The sequence below is a fragment of the Microcoleus sp. B7-D4 genome (assembly GCF_036705125.1).
Lineage (GTDB): Bacteria > Cyanobacteriota > Cyanobacteriia > Cyanobacteriales > Microcoleaceae > Microcoleus.
In genome coordinates, this window is record NZ_JAUBTT010000091.1 from 1 (window position 1) to 20,955 (window position 20,955).

16 protein-coding genes are annotated in these 20,955 nt (G+C 45.8%); 13 read left to right on the plus strand and 3 right to left on the minus strand.

Annotated features, from left to right (window positions below):
* Positions 1 to 80 precede the first annotated feature (80 nt).
* The 4 genes from QUB12_RS28885 to QUB12_RS28900 all read left to right on the plus strand — a co-directional run bounded on the left by QUB12_RS28885 (position 81) and on the right by QUB12_RS28900 (position 4,574).
* A complete protein-coding gene (locus QUB12_RS28885) occupies positions 81 to 644 on the plus strand; it encodes a hypothetical protein (RefSeq protein ID WP_333309495.1) in 564 nt (187 codons plus the stop codon).
* A 609-nt stretch (positions 645 to 1,253) separates the two neighbouring features.
* Positions 1,254 to 1,631 (plus strand): ectoine synthase, encoded by a 378-nt coding sequence (locus QUB12_RS28890; RefSeq protein WP_333309498.1) that lies wholly within the window; start codon positions 1,254 to 1,256, stop codon positions 1,629 to 1,631.
* Between the two features lie 39 nt (positions 1,632 to 1,670).
* Positions 1,671 to 4,244, plus strand: a complete 2,574-nt coding sequence (locus QUB12_RS28895; RefSeq protein ID WP_333309501.1) for an ATP-grasp domain-containing protein — start codon at positions 1,671 to 1,673, stop codon at positions 4,242 to 4,244.
* A gap of 45 nt (positions 4,245 to 4,289) precedes the next feature.
* Entirely contained in the window at positions 4,290 to 4,574 is a 285-nt protein-coding gene (locus tag QUB12_RS28900; RefSeq protein WP_333309504.1) for a phytochelatin synthase family protein, read from the plus strand.
* 123 nt (positions 4,575 to 4,697) lie between these two features.
* On the opposite strand, the gene QUB12_RS28905 is transcribed toward QUB12_RS28900, so the two are convergent.
* On the minus strand, positions 4,698 to 5,237 hold the full coding sequence (locus QUB12_RS28905; protein ID WP_333309505.1) for a hypothetical protein: 540 nt from the start codon (positions 5,235 to 5,237) through the stop codon (positions 4,698 to 4,700).
* A 71-nt stretch (positions 5,238 to 5,308) separates the two neighbouring features.
* On the opposite strand from QUB12_RS28905, the gene ruvB reads away from it, so the two are divergent.
* Positions 5,309 to 6,397, plus strand: a complete 1,089-nt coding sequence (ruvB, locus tag QUB12_RS28910; protein WP_333309509.1) for a Holliday junction branch migration DNA helicase RuvB — start codon at positions 5,309 to 5,311, stop codon at positions 6,395 to 6,397.
* A 225-nt stretch (positions 6,398 to 6,622) separates the two neighbouring features.
* On the opposite strand, the gene QUB12_RS28915 is transcribed toward ruvB, so the two are convergent.
* Complete coding sequence (locus QUB12_RS28915) at positions 6,623 to 7,954, minus strand: TAXI family TRAP transporter solute-binding subunit (protein WP_333309511.1); 1,332 nt, start codon at positions 7,952 to 7,954, stop codon at positions 6,623 to 6,625.
* Positions 7,955 to 8,250: 296 nt separating this feature from the next.
* On the opposite strand from QUB12_RS28915, the gene recN reads away from it, so the two are divergent.
* From recN to QUB12_RS28940, 5 genes are all read left to right on the plus strand, one after another.
* The gene (recN, locus tag QUB12_RS28920; protein WP_333141328.1) at positions 8,251 to 10,005 is read left to right on the plus strand and encodes a DNA repair protein RecN; all 1,755 of its coding nucleotides are present in this window, start codon (positions 8,251 to 8,253) and stop codon (positions 10,003 to 10,005) included.
* A 600-nt stretch (positions 10,006 to 10,605) separates the two neighbouring features.
* Positions 10,606 to 13,806, plus strand: coding sequence for a GAF domain-containing protein (locus QUB12_RS28925; protein ID WP_333309513.1), 3,201 nt, complete (start codon positions 10,606 to 10,608; stop codon positions 13,804 to 13,806).
* A 744-nt stretch (positions 13,807 to 14,550) separates the two neighbouring features.
* Entirely contained in the window at positions 14,551 to 15,099 is a 549-nt protein-coding gene (locus QUB12_RS28930) for an inorganic pyrophosphatase (protein ID WP_333101576.1), read from the plus strand.
* 159 nt (positions 15,100 to 15,258) lie between these two features.
* Positions 15,259 to 16,563, plus strand: a complete 1,305-nt coding sequence (locus QUB12_RS28935) for a serine/threonine-protein kinase (RefSeq protein ID WP_333141173.1) — start codon at positions 15,259 to 15,261, stop codon at positions 16,561 to 16,563.
* Between the two features lie 143 nt (positions 16,564 to 16,706).
* A complete protein-coding gene (locus tag QUB12_RS28940; protein ID WP_333141175.1) occupies positions 16,707 to 18,083 on the plus strand; it encodes a serine/threonine-protein kinase in 1,377 nt (458 codons plus the stop codon).
* 54 nt (positions 18,084 to 18,137) lie between these two features.
* Here the strand turns inward: QUB12_RS28940 and QUB12_RS28945 are convergent, their stop codons facing one another.
* Positions 18,138 to 18,317, minus strand: a complete 180-nt coding sequence (locus tag QUB12_RS28945) for a hypothetical protein (protein ID WP_333141177.1) — start codon at positions 18,315 to 18,317, stop codon at positions 18,138 to 18,140.
* 31 nt (positions 18,318 to 18,348) lie between these two features.
* On the opposite strand from QUB12_RS28945, the gene QUB12_RS28950 reads away from it, so the two are divergent.
* The 3 genes from QUB12_RS28950 to QUB12_RS28960 all read left to right on the plus strand — a co-directional run bounded on the left by QUB12_RS28950 (position 18,349) and on the right by QUB12_RS28960 (position 20,878).
* Positions 18,349 to 18,861, plus strand: a complete 513-nt coding sequence (locus tag QUB12_RS28950) for an inorganic diphosphatase (RefSeq protein WP_006634582.1) — start codon at positions 18,349 to 18,351, stop codon at positions 18,859 to 18,861.
* Positions 18,862 to 19,382: 521 nt separating this feature from the next.
* Complete coding sequence (locus QUB12_RS28955) at positions 19,383 to 20,291, plus strand: MBL fold metallo-hydrolase (RefSeq protein WP_333141179.1); 909 nt, start codon at positions 19,383 to 19,385, stop codon at positions 20,289 to 20,291.
* A gap of 20 nt (positions 20,292 to 20,311) precedes the next feature.
* Positions 20,312 to 20,878: a diheme cytochrome C gene (locus QUB12_RS28960; RefSeq protein ID WP_333309515.1), complete on the plus strand. Its 567-nt coding sequence runs from the start codon at positions 20,312 to 20,314 to the stop codon at positions 20,876 to 20,878.
* Positions 20,879 to 20,955 lie beyond the last annotated feature (77 nt).

Genomic DNA, 20,955 nt, shown 5'->3' on the forward strand with positions numbered 1-20,955 from the left:
TTTTTAGCTGGCATTTTTGTAGAGATTGACTAAACTCCTTTTTTATTATACCCTATTTAAAGGTACAACAGCTTATTGGTTTGGCGTATTTATGGAACTGGCTGAACCGAAAATATACCATTCGGTTGCAGATTTTTAATTGGGATGACATTAATTCTTGGAAAGCCACAGGACAATATCTCTCAAATGCCAAGATCTGTGGGGATAACCAGAATCTAGATTTTACTTTACCTAAAATGGTCAAGCCCGGTGAAGTGGTTGTGCCTCCTGGATTTGAGCCAGTCGAGACTCTTGATTCTGTGTGCTATTATGCGGTAATCGTCTGGGAAAATGACAATACCTTTATGGAAGGTTGTTCAATGGCTATCGGAATGCAGAAAAATGAAACCAGTGAAGGATTCATGTGGGCATTCGACTGTCCCCGGTTCTCTAACAACCAACAGGCTGGCGATGATGGACTCAAAGACCCAAAGGTCTATCGGCAGGAGGGGCATTGGAACAAAAATCCATTGGGTTTCCAAATCCAAAGTACTTCCGCGAAAATTCCAGTTTCCTTTGCCTTGGATGCTTTGAGCGATGCCTCTGATGGTCTTTACAACATACACATGCACATAAACAAAAACAAACCCTTAAATGAAGTTTGACTGTAACTGCTCACCGCAACTACGTTGCGGTGAGCAGTTACTCTCATCTTGAGTCAAAGCCATTTTAACCAGAGAGTTATCGCACTACCTTTCCATCAAGGGATCTGCGCTTCGCAGCAGCGCTTCACTATCACCTCTTTGATCCTTCTGGTTTTAGCACACTGCATAGTCACTCATTTCACACATAAAAGGTGAAAACGATCCTTAGCGACAATAGACAATTCGATACGCGAGGTGCAATTCAAACCTATCACACCAAGCTGTCTCGTGCGCTCGCGTAGGAGTTTGAACCTCCCGGCGGGTGAGGCAACGGGTGTAAGCGGTGAGGAACGCCATTACCCTAGCCCTGTCAAGGTGTATTTGTAGGGGCTTCGATGAGATAGCCTCAAGAGGGTTTGGAGACCAAACCCCTACATGAAACAACGATTTTTCTTCATTAAATTTACCACCTTGACAGGGCTACGCCATTACCCCTACCTATTCTCCCAACTGAAAGTCTAGCAGGCTTTCATCAAGTCGGTTTTTTGGAAAATTCGATCACGCGATCGCAATAATTCGTCTTCCATTAGCAAACTAACAGGTCAATATACTACCGGAGTTAAACAAGAGATGATCATAAGGAAGCTGAGTGAAATTATTAATACGGCAAGAGATGTTGCCTGGGGAAATGGTCAGAGTCGCAGGTTTCTTCTAGAAAGAGATGGCATGGGCTACTCACTCACAGATACTATCATTAACGCAGGCACTGAATCACTCCTAGAATACAAAAATCACATGGAAGCTTGCTATTGTATCGAAGGAGAAGGTGAAGTAGAGGCAGAGGGGATTCTATATCCAATTCTACCTGGCACTATGTATGCTCTCGATAAGCATGATAAACATTATTTGAGAGCCACGAGTACCATGCGACTTGTATGCGTATTTACTCCCCCTCTGCAAGGAAATGAATCACACAACCTTCAAAGCAGCGGAAGTTCCTGTTACTAAGCTTCAGAATACCCTAATAGTTTAGAGTCATAGCTAAATATGTTTGATGCACTTAACTCAGTTCTTCAAAGTTATAAAATGAAGGCGCTAAAAGAATCTCATATAGAACAAGATTCAGATGATAATAAACCCTGCATTGTTTTCTTTGCTTTACCAAATGAAAGGGTTACATTGCTGCTAGCCGCCAGTAAAATTTTGCCGGAATGTGCTTTTATTGTGCCTGACCCAACTTGGGTAAAAGTCGTTCAAGAAGGTGATAAATCTGTATTATACCTCCTGAAAGGGATTACAATGAACGAATTTGGTCAATGTTTTCACACCCAATTCAAAACTCCTCAGAGGATAACTTTTTTATGTAACTTTTGTACCGAAGCGGGTTTCAGTTTTTATGAACCAGTCCACCAAGAGAAGGCTCAAAAATTTCAGTTCTATGAAGGACTGGCGGACTGTCCGATGTCAAGTGGTATAGAACTGGAACAATATACCAATGACAAACTGCATACTCGCTTACTTGCTGCTGCAAGAAATGTAAATGTACCCCAAACGATGGCTTTTGGCTTTTCTTTAGAAAAATATAGCCATCATCCCGTCACTCCAAAAGTTCAATTGATTTCCCTATCTAGAAATCTTTCTAGTAATGAAATCAAAGAATATATGACGGCATTTCCCGCTTCTCAATTTGTGATTAAGCCTTCTGGAGTAAGGTGGATGGGAAGCCGATTATGCACTATTGAATCAAAAGATAATCTGGATAGGGCTGTTGAAAAATTTAAGAAATGTATGGATTCACTCCAGGACAATGATTGTCTGCTTGTGGAGGAATTTATCGATTCAAGTATTACTGATAATTGTAAGCTGGGTGCAAGGCTGAGGGTGTTTGTAACCCGTCGCCCCAATAACGTTGTCGAGACTTCCGGCATTATCTGTAATCTAGGCTACGTTGACCAACCAATCAATGCCAATACTTCTGAAAGTTTTTCAATCGACTATCTGTGTAACTTGCTCCAGTTGACAAACGAAGAGAAGAATCAGCTTCTTGAAAAAATTAACCAATTCGGTCAAGCGGTACTAGAGTCTATTATTTGCTACGAAACGCAATATTTAACCCATGTCCCCCAAAACAAACAAACTGATTTTATTGGTTTAGATGTTGTTTTGAAGAATCACAAGGGACAAATAGAGCCAATTCTGATTGAAGTCAACGACCGCGATTGTATCAGCACCTTGCAGCTATACGAAATGCAACATTCCCCCAACAGGGCTGACATTTTCGATAAATGGGTGGAAACGATGTTGTACCGCTCCTATCAATATATGCTAAAAGGCAAGAATATATTGATGATAGGAGGTGGAGGCTACTCAAAGCTAAACATTTTTGAATTTGCCAATCAAGTAGGTATCAATATCATTTTGGTCGATAGCGATCCTGAACATTTCGCTGTCAGCTACAGCAGGCAATTTTTCAATATTGACATTGACGATCATACCAAAGACATTGAAAATGCTTTAGCTATTGTGGAAGTTGTTCATAAGCATCACACGCCTATAGATGGCGTAGTTACGTTTTGGGAAGATAATGTACCTTTGTCCTCTTTAGTAGCTAGTTTTTTAGGGAAACCAACCAACAGCTATCAATCGGCAAGCATTGCTAAAAGCAAGTTTCTAACTCATAAAAAAATTTTATCCGTTGAACCCGCTCAACCCTATCATGAAGCTAAAGGATTCTCAAATGGTGTTGAAGTTTTCAATTTAAAGGATATGGCTGATATCCACAAGATTCCGCAACATTACTATCCTTTAGTAATTAAGTTAGATACTGGGGCTGCTTCCTTTGGTGTAGAGATAATTCAAACAGAAGAAGAATTACTAGCTACATTTGAAGACTACAAAAGCTATTTTCAATCTGCTACATTACAGGACCCTGGCATGGGTTTTAACTATCAAATATTTGTCACACCTTACCTGCAAGGCTCTGAACATGATGTCGATATAATCATGTTCGATGGTAAGTTGGTAGCTGGTTATGTCACTGATAATGGGCCCACTCTGCCTACTCTTTGTAATGAAATGACGGAAATTATGCCGAGTTTGCTGGACGGAGAAAAACAAGAAAATCTGATTCATTCAGCCTGGAAAGCTTGCCACGATATTGGCTTAAAAAATGGTGTTTTTTGTGTTGACGTAATTTACACACCACTGGGAGTAAAAATTTTAGAAATTAATGCGAGGATGGGTGGTTTTTATGTATCTAAATGGCAATTTAATATACGGGATGTCAACCTAATTTTGTATTCCTACCTAATTGCTTGCCGGATAAAGCCGTTTGTGAATCAAAGTAGTTTACCACGAATATGCTACAATGGCTTTCTTTGTTATAGATCCTTACATAAGGATGTAATAGATGAAGCAAAGCTGAAAGAGTTGTCAGCAGACTCAAATTTCTTTATCAGCATTTTAGAGGAAAAAATACCCGATGAAGAAAAATATGAAGTTCCCTATGCTTCTGTAGCGATTTGCTCTCAAAATATTGCAGAGGGCAAACGTAAAATGAAGAATTTTTTAGATGAGCATTTTCTCAATAGGGAAGAATATAGGTTTATATGTGAGGACTAAATTATTGGCTCTACAACTAGGAGCTAGGAATCTATTTACTTGCCGGTGTCGAGAAGCAAGGAAATCTGGCAAATGAGACAGCCAGCAATGATTGCAGGTACATTACACTCTGTCAATGGTTTTTCTGATAAAGACCATAGCTACGCTCGCCAGAGCAAGAGCCAACAGGATTTTCAACCGCTTAGCGCTCACATTGAAACCCCAAAGCGTGCTGCGTATTGTGGCGCGGCTAGCAGTGTAATGGTTCTGAATGCGCTCCACCGCCTGTACGGCCGAAGCGTGCAGCTTGAAAGTCATCGGGCGTTGCTGATTTACGGTATGAAACGTTAAATATGCCCCTCATAGAAACCTGTATCCACAAAGCTTTTGGATTTTAAAGTTATTTTTTTCATACCCTGATTAAGCAACGCCCTTCCTTCTTTCTTCTTTCCCCTTCCTTCGGAGCAGGTTATTTTAGCCGATCGCACCCCGCACTGCCGAACCGATCGCCCGTTTTTGCTCGTCATCGTAGCCCCACCGCCGGAAAAATTTTTCATACTCGCCGTTGGCATTCTGCAAACTTTCTAGCATTTGCGACGCTATAGTTTGACAGGCTGGCATTTGCAGCATTTGAATTAAATTGCGCGATCGCTCCTGCACTCTAGCAGAATCGGCCGCCATTTCCTCCTTTTGCTGGCGCGAATGATGTACAACCATTGCCGCCGACATCGCCAAATTTTTCACCAGCAGTTCTGCTACGATCTCAGGAGCCGATCGCAGCGCCTCGACTACTCCGGGTGACGGGTGATCTGCCTCCGGTCGATCGTCCGTTAGATAGGTGACAAAAAACCCCCTAGCACCGTTCTGTGTTTTCACCAGAGATGTAACAGCTTGCTGGATGTCGGCTTGTAAAAGTCGATCGGCCTCCATGAACGACAGTAAAGATTGAGTCAGCTCGATCGCCCCCTCAAAAGTTATGCTTTCCGATGCTAATAAAGAAGATGGAATACTCATAACGAACTCAATAATTGTAAAGATTCTGCTAACAATTGTAAACACTTCCCGCTGCCCGAACGCAGATAAATATGGCTATTATATCCTCCAAACAACAGCCCCCCGACCCAAATCTACCCGAAGACATAGCCCCGGCCCGTCGCAAAAAAGCCGCCAAACCCCAGGCGGAATCATTGCTAGAATCGCAAGAACTACCCGACGAAATTAACAGCAAACAAGACGACAAAATCCGGCCCCAGCGGCTAGCTGAATACATCGGGCAAAAAGACTTAAGAGAAGTTTTGGCGATCGCAATTGCAGCAGCCAAATCTCGCGGCGAACCTATGGATCACCTGTTACTCTACGGGCCTCCAGGGTTGGGAAAAACCACAATGTCGCTAATTCTAGCAGCAGAAATGGAAGTTGAATGCAAAATCACCACCGCCCCAGCCTTAGAAAAACCGCGAGATATTGTCGGATTGCTGATCAACCTCAAAGCAGGCGACGTGCTGTTTATCGACGAAATTCACCGCTTATCTAAAGTTACAGAAGAAATCCTCTATCCGGCGATGGAAGACTGTCGGTTAGATATTACGATCGGGCAAGGCAAAAGCGCCAAAATCCGCAGCATTCCCCTCAAACCATTTACCTTAGTAGGAGCAACCACAAAAGTCGGGTCGCTGACATCTCCATTGCGCGATCGCTTCGGCTTGATCCAAAGATTGCGCTACTACGAAATAGACGAACTTAGTCTAATTGTCCAAAGAACCGCCCAAGTTCTCGACACTCAAATCACCCCAGAAGGAGCCACAGAAATTGCCCGCCGAGCTCGCGGAACCCCCCGGATCGCTAACCGCTTGCTGCGACGAGTTAGAGACTACAGCGAAGTCAAAAATTTAAAGCCAATTGATGCCGAAGTTGCCTCACTCGCCCTGGAATTATTCAACGTCGATCCGCTAGGTTTAGATTGGACTGATCGGCGGATTTTGACAGCAATGATTGAGAACTTTAACGGCGGCCCAGTGGGCTTAGAAACCCTCGCAGCTTCTACAGGAGAAGATACTCAAACCATTGAGGATGTATACGAACCGTACTTAATGCAAATCGGATTTTTGCAGCGGACAAATCGCGGGAGAATGGTAACTCTTGCTGCTAGAAAACACTTGGGTTTTATTGAATAAAAAATGGGGCATGAGGCATGGGGTATGGGGCATGGGGCATGGGCATTGGTTATTGGTCATTCATTATTGGAGCCACTCCTAAATAACTAATAACTAATGGCTGATAACTCTTCTTATAAATTAAGTAGGGTGGGCACGGCGCACCTTACCGCTATCGGTAGGTGAAACCACTTTTTGCATCCAGGAATGAACTAATAACCAATAACTAATGACTGCTAATATAAATTAGTTTTCCATCTTTTTGACATCCGTAAAATCAGCTTTTAAATCATGGGAAACCAGCGAGGAATTACGCAATACTTTTTCTCGATCGCTCGCAATTTTTAGAGCGGTTTCCCAAGTAAAAGTAAAAGAATGAAAAGAATCCGCATCAATTCTATCTTCATCCAAATCCGCCATAACTTGCTTAAAAATCTCAAATAACTCTTCTTGCAACCGATCTATTTCCTCAAAAGTTCCGGCTTGGCGGCTTCTTTGAATCAAATTTAGAATAATCAAATTAAACTTGTCAGCTCGATTTTTTTGTTTCAGCAAAAAGCGCGCTCGCAACTGCCAAAGCCAAGAAACAAAAAGAGTAACAAACGAAAAAGACAAGCCGATAACATCGGAATTTGCTGCAAAAAAATCCGGCTTTTCGCGATCGTAATAAGCCTGAGCGCCCTCATGTACGGGCAAAGCCAAACCGCCGCTTTCCGACGGCTGACTAATCATGGCCGCCAAAGAATTAGTAGCTACCAAATTGCGGCGGTACTCGAACAAAATCCGCGTAATTTCCTTAACTATTACCGGATCGACATCCTCGCGAACCAACAGAGTAGCCTGCACCTCAACGCTAGGCAAATCCACATCTGGTACTGCGGGAGCCGCCTTGTAAGTACCCTTAGGAATCAAGTGAGCTTCCAGATACGGCCACTTAATTTTCATCGCCGCCGCTTGGTCGATGGGCACCAATTTGCTCCGCGTATTTTGCAGCAAATCGCTCACCAAATCGCTCCCCAGAGGTTGCACCCGAAAGATAGCATCAACCTCGCCGCTAGCAAACAAGTTATTAGTCTCAGCCCAAGAGCCAGTAGTAAACTGAAAATCGCTTTGTTTCAAACCGTAATGTTTGCTGACCAACCAAAAAGAACTGTAAGAAGTGCTGCCTTGCTCCCTCAGCGCAATATGTTTTCCTTTTAAATCAGAAACGCTTTCAATCCCAGACTGTTCCGAAACAATTAAATGAAAAACTTCCTTAAACAAAGAAGCAATTACCCGCGCTTGGGGCACTGCCCCCGTAGTGTTCAGGGCAATAGCTAACTGAGCCTCATTTGCCTGAAGCCGGCGCATATTTTCGTCACCGCCTTGAGTCTCAACAACTTTAATCCGCAGGCGCGGATTTTGTTGCATAACTACCTCAGCAATTGCTTGTCCGAAAGGATAATAATAGCCTGTCTTGCTTCCCGTCAGTAGGGTTAATTCATGGACTCGCTGCTTGTCTTTGTACACCTCCCAGCCAAAAACTCCAATCAGGACAACGCTTAATAGAGCAACGGGAAGCAGAAATTTATTTTGCATAGAGGTTGAGACTCGATCAATAATGGCAAAATCAAAAGTATTCTAGTTAAAAATGAAAATAGGACTCGGAAAATTCGACGCGCCCGATAGTGGAGGAGCCAATAGCGAATTCCCTGTTTGGTCGATGCTTTTAGACCCCATCCGATGGGGGATTTCCCATAGGGGATTTTAGATTAAGATTACCACTCAATCTAAAATATACAATCTACAATCTAAAATTGTCCGATGCTTTTAGGCACAATGCCCAATTCCCAATTCCCAATTCCCAATTCCCAATTCCCAATTCCCCATTCCTCATGTTAATATCCCTCAGAATAGAAAACTTTGCCTTAATTGACTGCCTGGATCTAGAATTTGGCCCGAGTTTGAACGTATTTACAGGGGAAACCGGCGCTGGTAAATCGATTATCCTAGATGCGATCGATGCAGTGTTGGGCGGGAAAGTCGATCGCCGATCAATTCGCACCGGAGCAGCGCGGGCAATATTGGAAGCTACCTTTGAATTGGACAAAGCCGCAGCTTTGTGGCTGGGCGAGCAAGAAATCGAACCCATAGACGGAAATTTAGTCGTTTGCAGCCGGGAAATTAACGCATCGAGCGGTGCTCTGCGTAGCCGATCGCGCTTGAACGGAATTTTCGTCAACCGCCAGTTAATGGATCAACTGCGCGATCGGCTCGTCGAAATTACCGCCCAAGGCCAAACCGTCCACCTCGGACAAGAAAATCTCCAGCGAGAATGGCTCGATTTATACGGCGGCAAAAAGCTCACTGAAGCGCGATCGATCATCACCTCCGCGTGGCTGGGAGCCAACAGCGCCAAAACCGCCCTCAAACGCAGGCGTCAGTCGGAACAGCAGCGACTGCAAAGACTTGATTTGTTAGAATACCAAGTCCGAGAACTCGGCGAAGCCCACATCGAAGACGCCGACGAACTCGAACAGCTAGAACACGAATCAATCCGGCTAGGCCACGTCGTCGAATTGCAGCAGCAGAGTTACCAAGTCCACCAAGCCCTTTACCAAAACGAGGGCGACAGCGCATCAGCCGCCGACTTGTTGAGCAAAGCCGAAGTAATTTTAAGCGACATGGCAGTTTACGATGTGCAGTTGCAACCAATCCTAGAAATGGTCAGCGATGCTTTAGCCCAAGCCACAGAAGCCAGCCGGCAAATTAGCAGCTACGGCGAACAATTAGAAGCAGATCCCGAAAGACTCGAAGAAGTAGAAGATCGGATTCGCGAACTCAAACAAATTTGTCGCAAATACGGGCCGCTCAAAGAAGCGATCGCCTACTACCAAAGCATTCAAAACGAACTAAATGAACTTTTAGAAGGAGGCGAGTCAATGGAAGCCTTAGAACTCGCATATCAGACTGCTTTAGAGCAATTAAAAGACGCTTGCAGCCACCTCACCACCCTGCGACGCGAAGCCGCCCTCAAACTAGAAACGCACCTCGTAGGAGAACTTAAGCCCTTAGCAATGGAAAAAGTGCAATTTCAAGTCGAGATATCGCCTTGTACCCCAACCGCTACCGGTGCCGACCAAATCGCCTTTTGTTTCAGCCCCAACCCGGGCGAACCTTTGCAACCTCTGGGGGCGATCGCCTCCGGGGGAGAAATGAGCCGCTTTCTGCTGGCCATCAAAGCCTGTTTTTCCCAAATAGAAAGTGCCGGTACGTTGATTTTTGACGAAATCGACGCCGGAGTCTCCGGGAGAGTCGCCGGGGCGATCGCCAAAAAACTTTACCAACTTTCCGACAAACACCAAGTTCTCTGCGTCACCCACCAGCCGCTGATCGCCGCGATGGCTGATTTTCATTTTCGCGTCAACAAACAGACGATCGAAGCAGAACCAAGTATCGGCGAACCTGCAGCCGACTCCGAACCAGTCGAACGTACAGTAGTCAGAGTTGCCGCTCTCAACAGTGACCAGCGGCGGGAAGAACTCGCCCAACTCGCCAGTGGCCGCTCAGCAACAGAAGCTATCGCCTTCGCGGAATCCCTGCTTGTCGAAGCCGCTGGATTGCGCCAAACTGAGTTGGCAAAACCCTGACGACACACTTGAGCCGATCGGGGGGCCAAAAGGCGGAGTTTTTTCCGAGTCGGAGGTTACACTAAAAATGTCAACCGCAAATTTTACAAAAAAAAGCTGAAAACCCCGTGAATTTAGTGGGCTGAAAGCTAAGAACAGCAAAATAGAGAGAAATTCTAGTTAAAAACCACAATTGTGTAGAGAAGGGCACACATCACTAGCAACAGGTAGTGTCACAATTGCGGCTAGTCCCACCAGGCCACCCCTCTTTCATCAGTCCTCCCGCCAGTACGCATTCATGTTACGGTGGGCGATCGGCTCAAAGATAGGTAGAACTTACTTAAACCAGGCACGCACAATGTCAAAATCAGTTAATAAACCATTTAAACAGGATTCGCATTCTTTCAAAAGAGTGCAGCAATGACACAGCAGCCTTACCGTCGCACCAGCAGTTCACCAGCAATCCCAACTGAATTGGCCTTGCCCTGTGGCCGGAGTTCTGTAAACTGGGAAATACTTTCACACATAATTGAGTTTTGTGCGACAGGTGACTCACTAATGAACTTGCCCGCTCTCCTAGCTTAGAGACTAACCCTTACGCTTAAGATTCTGTAAAGGTCTATGAAATCTGCATCTTCCACCAATTACTCTTCTCTAGACAACGTGATTGATGTCGCTGTTGTCGGCGGTGAAAATCATCATCAGGAACGCTACTCTCCCCCTCCCCCTCCCCCTCCCTCTAGCAGCATTGCAATTATCCCCTACGACGGAAACTTTTCCAGCATTCTGGCCCCGTTAAACCAGCAAAGTTTCACAGTAGTAGTTAAGGAAGTAGAAGAAAAACTTAAGGTTGTTAATGACACCCTCGGAATGCTCGATAACATCCTTGGGAGTGAGGGATTTGACGCTATCCTCAACGATATGTTGCAGTCGATTACCCTCAAAACAGGGGAATTGCTCAATGCCGATCGCACCACGATATTTTTATTAGACGACGAAAAGAATGAACTCTGGGCGATCGTCGCTAAAGACGAAAATGGCAAAAATCTAGAAATCAGAGTTCCTGCCCACATGGGTATTGCAGGAGAAGTAGCCACCGAGAAAAAAGTGGTTAACATCCCTTACGATTTTTACAAGGACCCGCGATCGGCTAACGCCAAAAAAATTGAGGAAAAAACGGGATACCGCACTTATACAATGCTGGCAATGCCCCTGGTAAAGGAAGAAACAAACGAGTTAGTAGCAGTTGTTCAACTGATTAATAAACTTAAACCGGATCACCACAATCACACTACTATTCACGAACAAATCGACAAGAGTGGATTCACGGAAGAAGACGAACGAGTTTTTAAAGAATTTGCTCCCTCGATACGCTTAATTCTCGAATCGTCCAAATCTTTCTTGGCAGCAACTCAGAGACAGCGGGCAGCCACGGCGCTAATGAATGCCGTCAACGCTCTTTCTCAGAGCAGTTTAGACTTAGAAGATACCCTCAAAAGGGTGATGGATCAGGCCCAAGAACTCATGAACGCCGATCGCAGCACCCTGTGGCTAATCGATGAAGATAAAGACGAACTCTGGACGAAAATCCTGATCACAACAGGTCAACTTCAAGAAATTCGCATGCCCAGAACAGCCGGTTTTGCAGGCATCGTCGCCCAATCCGGCGAACCGCTGTTGATTCCCTTTGACGTATACGACGACCCCCGCGCAGAAAATGCAAAAAAAATAGACAAACAAACTGGCTACCGCACTTGCAGTATGCTTTGTATGCCAGTGTTTAACTCAGACAAAAAATTGATTGGCGTCACCCAATTAGTTAATAAAAAACGACCACAAGAAGAATACCCCCCCTACAACCCGGAAGATTGGCCTCACGCCCCCGAACAGTGGAAAGCGAGTTTCAATCGCAACGACATGGAATTTATGAAGTCGTTTAACATCCAAGCCGGAGTGGCGCTGCAAAACGCCAAACTGTTTGCAGAAGTCAAACAGCAAGAACAAAGACAAAAAGATATGCTGCACGCCTTGACTAACGGCGTGATTTCTACAGATAAAAAAGGCAATATAGTAGCGACCAATCCCAGTGCCAAAAATTTGCTGGGTGTCAGCGATGCCGAATTAGCCGAAGGTCAATCTTTGCGCGAGTTAATTAAGTTAGAAAAAGGCGATTTTGCCAAATGGTTTGATGCGTCTTTGTCTCCCGAAGACGATAACGACCGCCAGCAGTATTACCCAGATCAAGTTTTACTCTCCTTGGAAGGAGAAGGGCAGAGTATCAATCTCTCGATTAATTCAATGACTGACGCTACCGACCCCAACAAGGTAAACGGCGCGTTAGTCGTCATGGAAGATATTAGCAGCGCCAAGCAAATCAAAAACTTGATGTACCGTTACATGACTCCCGAAGTAGCCGAAGCTTTGTTAGCTTCAGGGGATACTGGATTGGGCGGTAAGCGCAAAAACGTTTCGGTGCTGTTCTCAGACATTCGCAGCTATACCACACTTACGGAAAAATTGCAAGCCGAAGAAGTGGTAGTGATGCTGAATAAATATTTTGAAGTGATGGTAGATGTCGTATTCGAGTACGGAGGGACTCTCGACAAATACATCGGCGACGCTCTGATGGCAGTTTTTGGCTCTCCAGCGCCCCTAGAGGATCATGCTTGGTGCGCCATGCAAACGGCGGTGAAAATGCGCGAAAAACTGGCCCTGTTCAATCAAGAGCGTATGGCGAATGGGGAATTGCCGATCAGCATTGGTATGGGCGTGCATTCCGACGAAGTTGTCAGTGGCAACATCGGTAGTAGCAAACGCATGGAATTGACTTCGATCGGAGACGGTGTAAACCTTGCCTCTCGCTTAGAAGGCGCTAGCAAGCAGTACGGCACCGACTTAATCATCAGCGACAATACTTACAGAGATTATGCCGATCGGCTGTACGTGCGAGAACTCGACTTTATTACTGTCAAAGGCAAAAGCGAACCCGTAATCGTTTACGAACTCGTCGGCATCCGCGAGGGATACTCGCCAGTGGGCAAGTCACTAACCGAAACACAGCAACAAATTATAGAACATTACACGAAGGGGCGCGAACATTACAAAACTCCCGTTAGCCAAAGACTTTCAGAAAGTGAGGTGAAAAACATCTTAAAGGATGTCGCCGAAATGCCGGAGGCAGAGATTAAGAAACTCTCCTACAATTTAGAGCAACAGTTGGAACACGAACTCAGGAACCTGTTATATCAACTGAAAAAGCTGTCAGAGTACGACCCGAAAAACCTGTCCGAAGCAGACAAACTCATCGTACTGTTGCAGCCAGAAATCCAACTGCTGAAATTGGAAGGAATCAAAAACCTCTCGGAAGACGAAGCCAAAGTGCTGCTGCAAGCAAAAATCAAGCCCCTATCAGCAGACGATATTAAATACTTGCAAGAAGGCGAAGTCAAAAAGCTGTTGGAAGCAGACATCTTAGAACCATCAAATCCCCAAATCAAGCGGCTGAAACCAGGAGAGATCAGGCAGCTATTGCAGGCGAAAATTAAAAGTCGGGCCTGCGAGACAGTTGCAGAAATGTTAGATGAGGAATTTGAAAACCTGGGACTCGATCGGGTGAAAAAACTGCTGAGCGAGTTTAAGAAAGCCTTAGAACCAAAAGCCAAGCAAGCTTTTACAGACGCCAAACGCGAATTTAACGCCGTTCTGGAAGTTGACCCGAAAAACAAGGCAGCTAAATTGCACGTCGATCGCTGTATGTTATTTCAGCATAGTTTTTCAGACGTACTCAACTGGGATGGTGTGTGGAATCTCACAGAAAAATAGCAGTAGCCCACAGCAAATGCTGGCGGTGGCGTCAGGGTTCCGGGTGGGGGCGATCGCGATCGGGGGTGCGCCTCCCATCCCACCACCAATTAACCTGAATATCCTATTGAGGTAATTGTAAATAAGCTCCAACAGGTATTATGGTTATCAGGAAGATGGGTTTAAAACCCTGTCGTTTTAGGACGGCTTTGTATTAAAATGCTGAATACTCAAAGGATCTTTAGGCTCAAGACACGTTGAAACAGCTACGATGAGAGCAAACTTAAAGACAGCTAGAAGGGCAATGGTTGACTCTAACCCGTCCGGCAAGAGTAAAAGTCGCCATAGGGCATTGGGAGACTTTAAACGGACAGGGAGGGACTGTAAGACTACTCCGGTAGCAAGACCCGATGAACTGTCAAGAATCACCGCTGAAGAGAACGGGCGTGAGTATGTCAAATAACCGGATTTGAATTTGCAAGCGAGATGCCGGGGGTTTCGCCCTAGGTGTTTCGATCGCACTACCTACCGCAACAAACTTAGCACTTCTATTATTTGAAGCGCTTAAAAATAGTTATGACTGGCGGCAGCGTTACCCGGTTTCTGAGAAAAATCTTGGAGAAAGGTGACGAAACATCCGCTCAAAAACCGGGTTTCTCACCCCGCCTGCGTAAGTCTTAATAGCGTTAGCAGCTCGTAAAAAGAGCTTCGTTCGCAGATAGTCAATGTTCTAGTCTTACATATAGAAAACCACTAGCGTCAGTTATGAATAATTGGAATTCGCAATCGGGAGATGTTGAGTGGGTAGATCAGGTTTACCAACTATTGCTGGAGATTGCTCGGAGCTCCCTGTCAGATATCCCCAGAATCCCGGAAAATATCACTGTTAAGGCTATCCCTCTGATCCAGAAGGTACAAAGCATTCAGCAAAGACCTGACGGGCAAGTGTTCAAATCTGGTTCCTTTTCAGTAAACGATCACGAATGGGTCGATCGAGTCTGTCAACTATTGGTAGAACTAACCAGCGCGTCTTTGTCCGAACAGCCCAAAATGCCGGAAAACCTGGCAGGCCGATCTTTAGCCCTCGCCGATAGAGCACAAAAAATTAAAGAAGATATCGAAGAAAATGCAGCCCAAACCCCAGCAGATGAAGATGACAATTCTTTAGAGTCTCCAGAGGCGCTGCTTTCCCTCTTGCACCACAGTTTGAAAGCTCAGCGCGCCAAAAGCTACAACCCCGATGCCCCCGAATGGCAGCAAGTCTTGAGCCTGCTCGACGTAGTGCAGTCAATTTACAAGCAAATCCAAAATTAAATTCAAGCTTAACTCAGGGGCATCTTCCGCAGTGCGCGATCGCTGGCTCTTAAAGGCAGTTGCTCTTTGACAGAATTTTTTTTGCTGTAGCCCGAACATTTCCGATTATTGCACTTTTGTCAACTACACTAGGTTTAATCGGTTCTAGGGCAAGAGAACATGAGCGGACAAAACATCGGCGATTTGTCAAAAGAAATATTAGCCGATCGCTATCAGTGCGATCGGCGGCTCGGCAAGCAAGCAGGACGGCAAACTTTACTTGCCCGCGACTTAAAAACGCAACAGCAAGTAGTAGTCAAACTCCTCTCATTCAGCAGCGACTTTAACTGGGAAGACTTAAAACTGTTTGAGCGAGAAGTCGAAACCTTAAAATCCCTATCCCATGTCGCAATTCCCCGATATCTAGACTCCTTTGAAATCGACACCCCCAGCCGCAAAGGATTCGCCCTAGTTCAGAGTTACATCGAAGCCAAATCCCTACAAGAATATCTTTCAGACGGCCGCACCTTCAGCGAAAGCGAAGTCAAACAATTAGCCACAGCATTATTAGACATCCTCGCATACCTGCACCAGCGACAGCCCCCGGTGATTCACCGCGACATTAAACCCAGCAATATTTTACTCAAAAATCGATCGGGTAACAGCGTCGGCGAAGTCTACCTAGTCGATTTCGGTGCGGTTCAAACCCTAGCCACGCAACAGGGAAAAACTGTCACAGTTGTCGGCACGTATGGCTATATGCCGCCAGAACAATTTGGCGGGAGAGCAGTTCCAGCTTCCGATTTGTACAGCTTGGGAGCAACATTAATCGCCTTAATTACCAAGCAGCATCCTGCCGACTTGCCGCAGAAAGATTTGCAGATCGAATTCGAGCAATTCACCCAACTAAGCCCCGCTTTTACCAATTGGCTGAAGTGGATGACGCATCCCAGTTTAGAGCGCCGTCCCGCCTCAGCCCAAATAGCAAAAGAAGTGCTAGAAAAACCACAGGAAATAAATAAATATTCCCAGACATTGAGACTGGGGAAAATTGTGAGTAGCGGCAGGGTGTTCGCAACTGCGATCGGCTACAGCACCTTGACAGGAGCTATAGCTGTAGGAGCTTGTGCAGCAATTTACAGCACCTTTCTAATGGGGATATTGGGGACAATTATCGGAGGAATCCTGGGTATTGTTCTCGGCTTGCTGCTGGGTGTGGAGAACGGAATAATCGTCGGAATTGTGACTATATCAAGTTTTTTCCCCCTAACTAATCCCAAATCTCATCGACAGGTTTTAACTGCAATTAGTATTGGAATCTCCACCTTGACAAGCATCGTCTTCTTTCAAATGATGAATTTTAGTCCTGTATTGGATTCCAATTATATTTTCGTGGTGATTGCACCGTCGCTAATTGCAGGACTGTCAATGGGGGCAAGTACCAAGTCTATTGCCCGGTGGTATCAAAAAGAAAGTGGACTGTAATCTACAATTTACACTTTTGGACAAACTCAGACTCCTAGAAACCTGGTTTTTACGAAAATACTCCGTTACAAACGCCAGACTCGCTAAAAAACCCGGTTTCTGAACCCCGACGCTCCCCTCAAGTTAAAATTAAGGTAAAAAACATGACCAGCAAAATATTAGCAGAACGCTACGAAGTGCAGCGACAACTGGGAAAACAAACTGGTCGCCAAACGCTGCTGGCTCGTGATTTGCAAACTCAAAAATTAGTTGTCATCAAACAGCTATTCCTCGGCAGCGATTTTGAATGGCAAGACCTCAAGCTATTTGAACGGGAAGCGGAAACTTTAAAAGCACTCGATCACCCAGCAATTCCTCGTTACCTCGACTATCTAGAAATTGACGAACCTGACAGCAAAGGATTTGCCTTGGTACAGACTTATGTAGAGGGGAAAACTTGGGAAGAGCATTTGCGATCTGGGCGTACTTTTAGCGAAAGCGAGGTGAAAGAATTAGCTAAATCGCTGTTAGAAATTTTGATTTATTTGCACGAGCAAAAGCCGCCTGTCATTCACCGCGATATTAAACCCAGTAATATTTTACTGCACAGCAGATCCGGTCACTCGGTGGGAAAAGTTTATTTAGTTGATTTTGGTTCGGTGCAGAACCAAGCGGCAAAATTGGGCGGCACAATTACAGTAGTGGGAACTTACGGATATATGGCACCAGAACAATTTGGCGGGCGCTCGGTTCCGGCTTCTGACCTTTACGGTTTAGGTGCAACTTTAATTTATTTAGTAACGGGTTTGCATCCTACGGAACTGCCACAGCAGGATTTGAGAATTCAATTTGCCGATCGAGTCGCGCACCTCAATCCTAGTTTAATTGATTGGCTGGAGTGGATGACAGAACCGAGTTTGAACAAACGGTTATCTTCGGCTGGGGAAGCATGGCGAGCGCTCACAAATCCCCGCAATATCGAAAAAAGTCCTGTGACATTGCAGCCACCTGGCAGCGATATTAAATTGGCCAAAAGTTCGGAGTTTATAGAAATTGTAATTCCGCCACAGGGACTGAGTTTTAATTTAATGGCGCTGCTTTCGGCAGCAGTTCCCCTGAATTATATTTACTTAATGTTGCTTTATTCTAGTGAATTTTGGCAATTCGCTAGTTCACATATAAATTATTTGTTTGTAATTATATTATACATATTAGTGACTTTATCATCTCCAGTAGTAGTAATATTTATATTGGCGCTATTTCGGAAATGGCGTTTCAGAATCGATCGCCAGAAAATATCCTATACCAGCCATCTCTTGGGGTTGAGATGGAATAATTCCAAGCCATCCCCCAGACCGGACATTTTATATTTGGAAATTGAAGAAACTGGAAACAAGGTTTTTAACGTGATTATTCGTGCCGGCAACCAAAAATATCAACTAGGAGCAAACCAGGGACTAAGCGAAGCAGAAATCAAGTGGTTAGCGACAGAACTAAGCCAGTGGTTGGGAGTAAAAATTAAAAGAACTTGGACAGAGTAAAAAGAATATATGGTTCTGAAAATATCTCCCTCGCGCAAACAAAGCATTCCCCTCTCAAACTGTGGGATGGGCGTCCCGCCCGTCCCCTCTCTCTTGTGTGGGATGGGCGTCTCGCCCGAAAGCGTGTATTCCCCCAGCCGGCGACACACTCCCCCGCTTTCGGTCAATCTCATGGAGCATCGAGCCCGATCGCCCGTAAAATGCTATCAAAGGGATTTGGCAAGTAGCACTCATCCCAATCATCTGTTAACTTGGAGATATTGTTGTGGACTTATCGCTAATTCCGGCACAGCCGAAACCAGGACTGCTCAACGTCCTCATCGAAATTACCGCCGGTAGCAAAAACAAGTACGAATTTGATAAAGACTTACAAGCCTTTGCTCTCGATCGGGTGCTTTCTTCCTCAGTCCAATATCCGTGCGACTACGGCTTCATACCCAATACCTTAGCCGATGATGGCGACCCCCTCGACGGCATGGTCATGATGGATGAGCCCACATTTCCAGGGTGCATAATCGCAGCCCGTCCGATCGGAATGCTGGAAATGATCGATGGAGGCGACAGGGACGAAAAACTTTTGTGCGTTCCCGACAAAGACCCCCGCTATGCTCACTATAAGTCCCTCAAAGACGTAGCACCCCACCGCTTAGACGAAATAGCCGAATTTTTTAGAACCTACAAAAATTTGGAGAAAAAAGTCACCGAAATTCTGGGTTGGCAAGATGTCGATCAAGTCATGCCCTTAGTGGAAAAGTGCATCGCAGCCGATCGCAAATAAGCCCCTAGCCCGCACTCCTCGACTGCAACCCGACTAAAAACTCAGGAGACCGAACTTAAGGCGATGCTGCACGTCCGGCGATGCAGTCGAGGCACAGGTGGCTACAATTTCAAATCAGTCGTGAATGCCGACTCACCGGAACGGCATTCCTCAAAACCGCGCCCCGGCCCCAATCTTGAAAAAAATACTACTCATAGAGTAAGATGAAGCGCAAATTATACCCGTGGGGAATGCGTTCTACATTTGAGGAAATTTAACCCTAACAACTCTGGTTCGGCGCTATCTTAATCTCAGAACACAGAACACGCCGGGCAGCCCGCAGGGTGCAAAAAATAATCTCTCAAGCGTGACATCTCCTACACGAATCGGTAAGGTTGAGAATTCTAACAGCCCAAGTATTAGGCACTCGAATGGTTTCCCGATCAAGCGCTTTATTATAGTACAGATTGCTAAAGACTAAAAACTAAAAAGTAAAAACTAAGATTTCAACTCCCAAGTTCCTGCCACCAAAACTAAAAAAAATGCCAGATTCCGCACCCTCTCTAGCCAATCCACAGCCTTCCGAGCACAAAGCCACTATGGAAAATAGTCCTTTGACCGAGTTTGTCGTTCAGTTTTGGGGCGTGCGGGGCAGCATCGCCACCCCCGGCACCAAAACACTTCGCTACGGAGGGAACACCTCCTGTGTAGAAATGCGCTTGGGCAAAAAACGCCTGATTTTTGACGGCGGCACCGGTCTGCGAGTTCTAGGGCTCAACCTGCTGCGGCAAATGCCGGTGGAAGCCCATATGTTTTTCAGCCACACTCACTGGGATCACATTCAAGGGTTTCCGTTCTTTACTCCCGCCTTTATCCCAGGGAACTGCTTTCACATTTACGGTGCGATCGCCCCCAACGGCACTACAATCAAACACCGTCTTGCCGACCAAATGGTGCACCCCAATTTTCCCGTCCCCATCCAAGTCATGCAGTCCGACCTCAAATTCAACGATTTGACGCCTGGGGATATTCTCGAACTCGACGATGTGAAAATAGAAACGGCACTGCTCAACCATCCCAACACCGCGATCGGATATCGAGTCACCTGGGAGGGACACACAGCCGTCTACTGCACCGATACAGAACATTTTCCCGATCGCCTGGACGACAACGTGTTACACCTCGCTCGCAACGCCGACGTGCTGATTTACGACGCCAACTACACCAACCAAGAGTATTACGACTTCAAAACCCCGAAAGTTGGCTGGGGACACTCGACTTGGCAAGCAGGAGTAGAAATAGCGAAAGCTGCTGGAGTCAAAAAAATCGTGATGTTTCACCACGATCCGGGTCACGACGACAATTTTCTCGATGGCGTAGAAGCAGAGGTGCAGGCAGTTTTCGCCAATAGCTGCTTAGCCCGCGAAGGCATGAGCATACCAGTAATTTAACCAAAAATAAATTCAGAATTATGAAACAGGAAAAACCCCGCAAACGTCGCAGAGTAGGCTTGCGGGGGCTTTACTCAACGTTGCTATTGTTGATAATTATCTGCTGTACCTGCGGCGGATGGGTTGCTGCTCAGACTGCCTACTCTCGCACTCCGGCGCGACTTGCTCAGGTGTCTTCGATCGAGGATACTGGTACGGTCGATCGCATCCCCGAACGCTACCAACTCGGACAGCAACTGTATCTAGAAAACTGCGCCACCTGTCACATCGCTTTACCGCCGCAAGTATTACCTACAGAAACCTGGCGTCGGTTGCTGCAAGATCCCCAACACTACGGACAAACCATCAAACTGCTAGTAGACCCGCCCCGCCTGCTAGTCTGGAACTACCTGCAAACTTTTTCCCGTCCCCAAGCCAAAGACGAAGAACTCGCCTATCGAGTCGCCAGTTCTCGCTATTTCAAAGCACTGCACCCCAAAGTCAAAATGTCACAACCCGCAAATATCAGCAGTTGCGTTACTTGTCACCCCGGTGCATCTAAATACAATTTCCGCAAGCTTACCGCCGAGTGGCAAAACTCTCCGTAGCGAATGCAGGACTTATCCACAAACTCTTGAGTAGGGGGTTATGCGGGCTGATTGGATCGTGGGTTTATGCGTCGAAG

Excerpts from the sequence above, each read along its gene's own strand:
- QUB12_RS28905 (WP_333309505.1), bottom strand. The coding sequence starts at position 5,237 with ATGAGTATTCCATCTTCTTTATTAGCATCGGAAAGCATAACTTTTGAG.
- QUB12_RS28895 (WP_333309501.1), top strand. The coding sequence starts at position 1,671 with ATGTTTGATGCACTTAACTCAGTTCTTCAAAGTTATAAAATGAAGGCG.
- QUB12_RS28940 (WP_333141175.1), top strand. The coding sequence starts at position 16,707 with ATGACCAGCAAAATATTAGCAGAACGCTACGAAGTGCAGCGACAACTG.
- QUB12_RS28945 (WP_333141177.1), bottom strand. The coding sequence starts at position 18,317 with ATGAGTGCTACTTGCCAAATCCCTTTGATAGCATTTTACGGGCGATCG.
- QUB12_RS28930 (WP_333101576.1), top strand. The coding sequence starts at position 14,551 with ATGAATAATTGGAATTCGCAATCGGGAGATGTTGAGTGGGTAGATCAG.
- QUB12_RS28915 (WP_333309511.1), bottom strand. The coding sequence starts at position 7,954 with ATGCAAAATAAATTTCTGCTTCCCGTTGCTCTATTAAGCGTTGTCCTG.
- ruvB (WP_333309509.1), top strand. The coding sequence starts at position 5,309 with ATGGCTATTATATCCTCCAAACAACAGCCCCCCGACCCAAATCTACCC.
- QUB12_RS28925 (WP_333309513.1), top strand. The coding sequence starts at position 10,606 with ATGAAATCTGCATCTTCCACCAATTACTCTTCTCTAGACAACGTGATT.
- QUB12_RS28960 (WP_333309515.1), top strand. The coding sequence starts at position 20,312 with ATGAAACAGGAAAAACCCCGCAAACGTCGCAGAGTAGGCTTGCGGGGG.
- QUB12_RS28890 (WP_333309498.1), top strand. The coding sequence starts at position 1,254 with ATGATCATAAGGAAGCTGAGTGAAATTATTAATACGGCAAGAGATGTT.
- recN (WP_333141328.1), top strand. The coding sequence starts at position 8,251 with ATGTTAATATCCCTCAGAATAGAAAACTTTGCCTTAATTGACTGCCTG.
- QUB12_RS28955 (WP_333141179.1), top strand. The coding sequence starts at position 19,383 with ATGCCAGATTCCGCACCCTCTCTAGCCAATCCACAGCCTTCCGAGCAC.
- QUB12_RS28935 (WP_333141173.1), top strand. The coding sequence starts at position 15,259 with ATGAGCGGACAAAACATCGGCGATTTGTCAAAAGAAATATTAGCCGAT.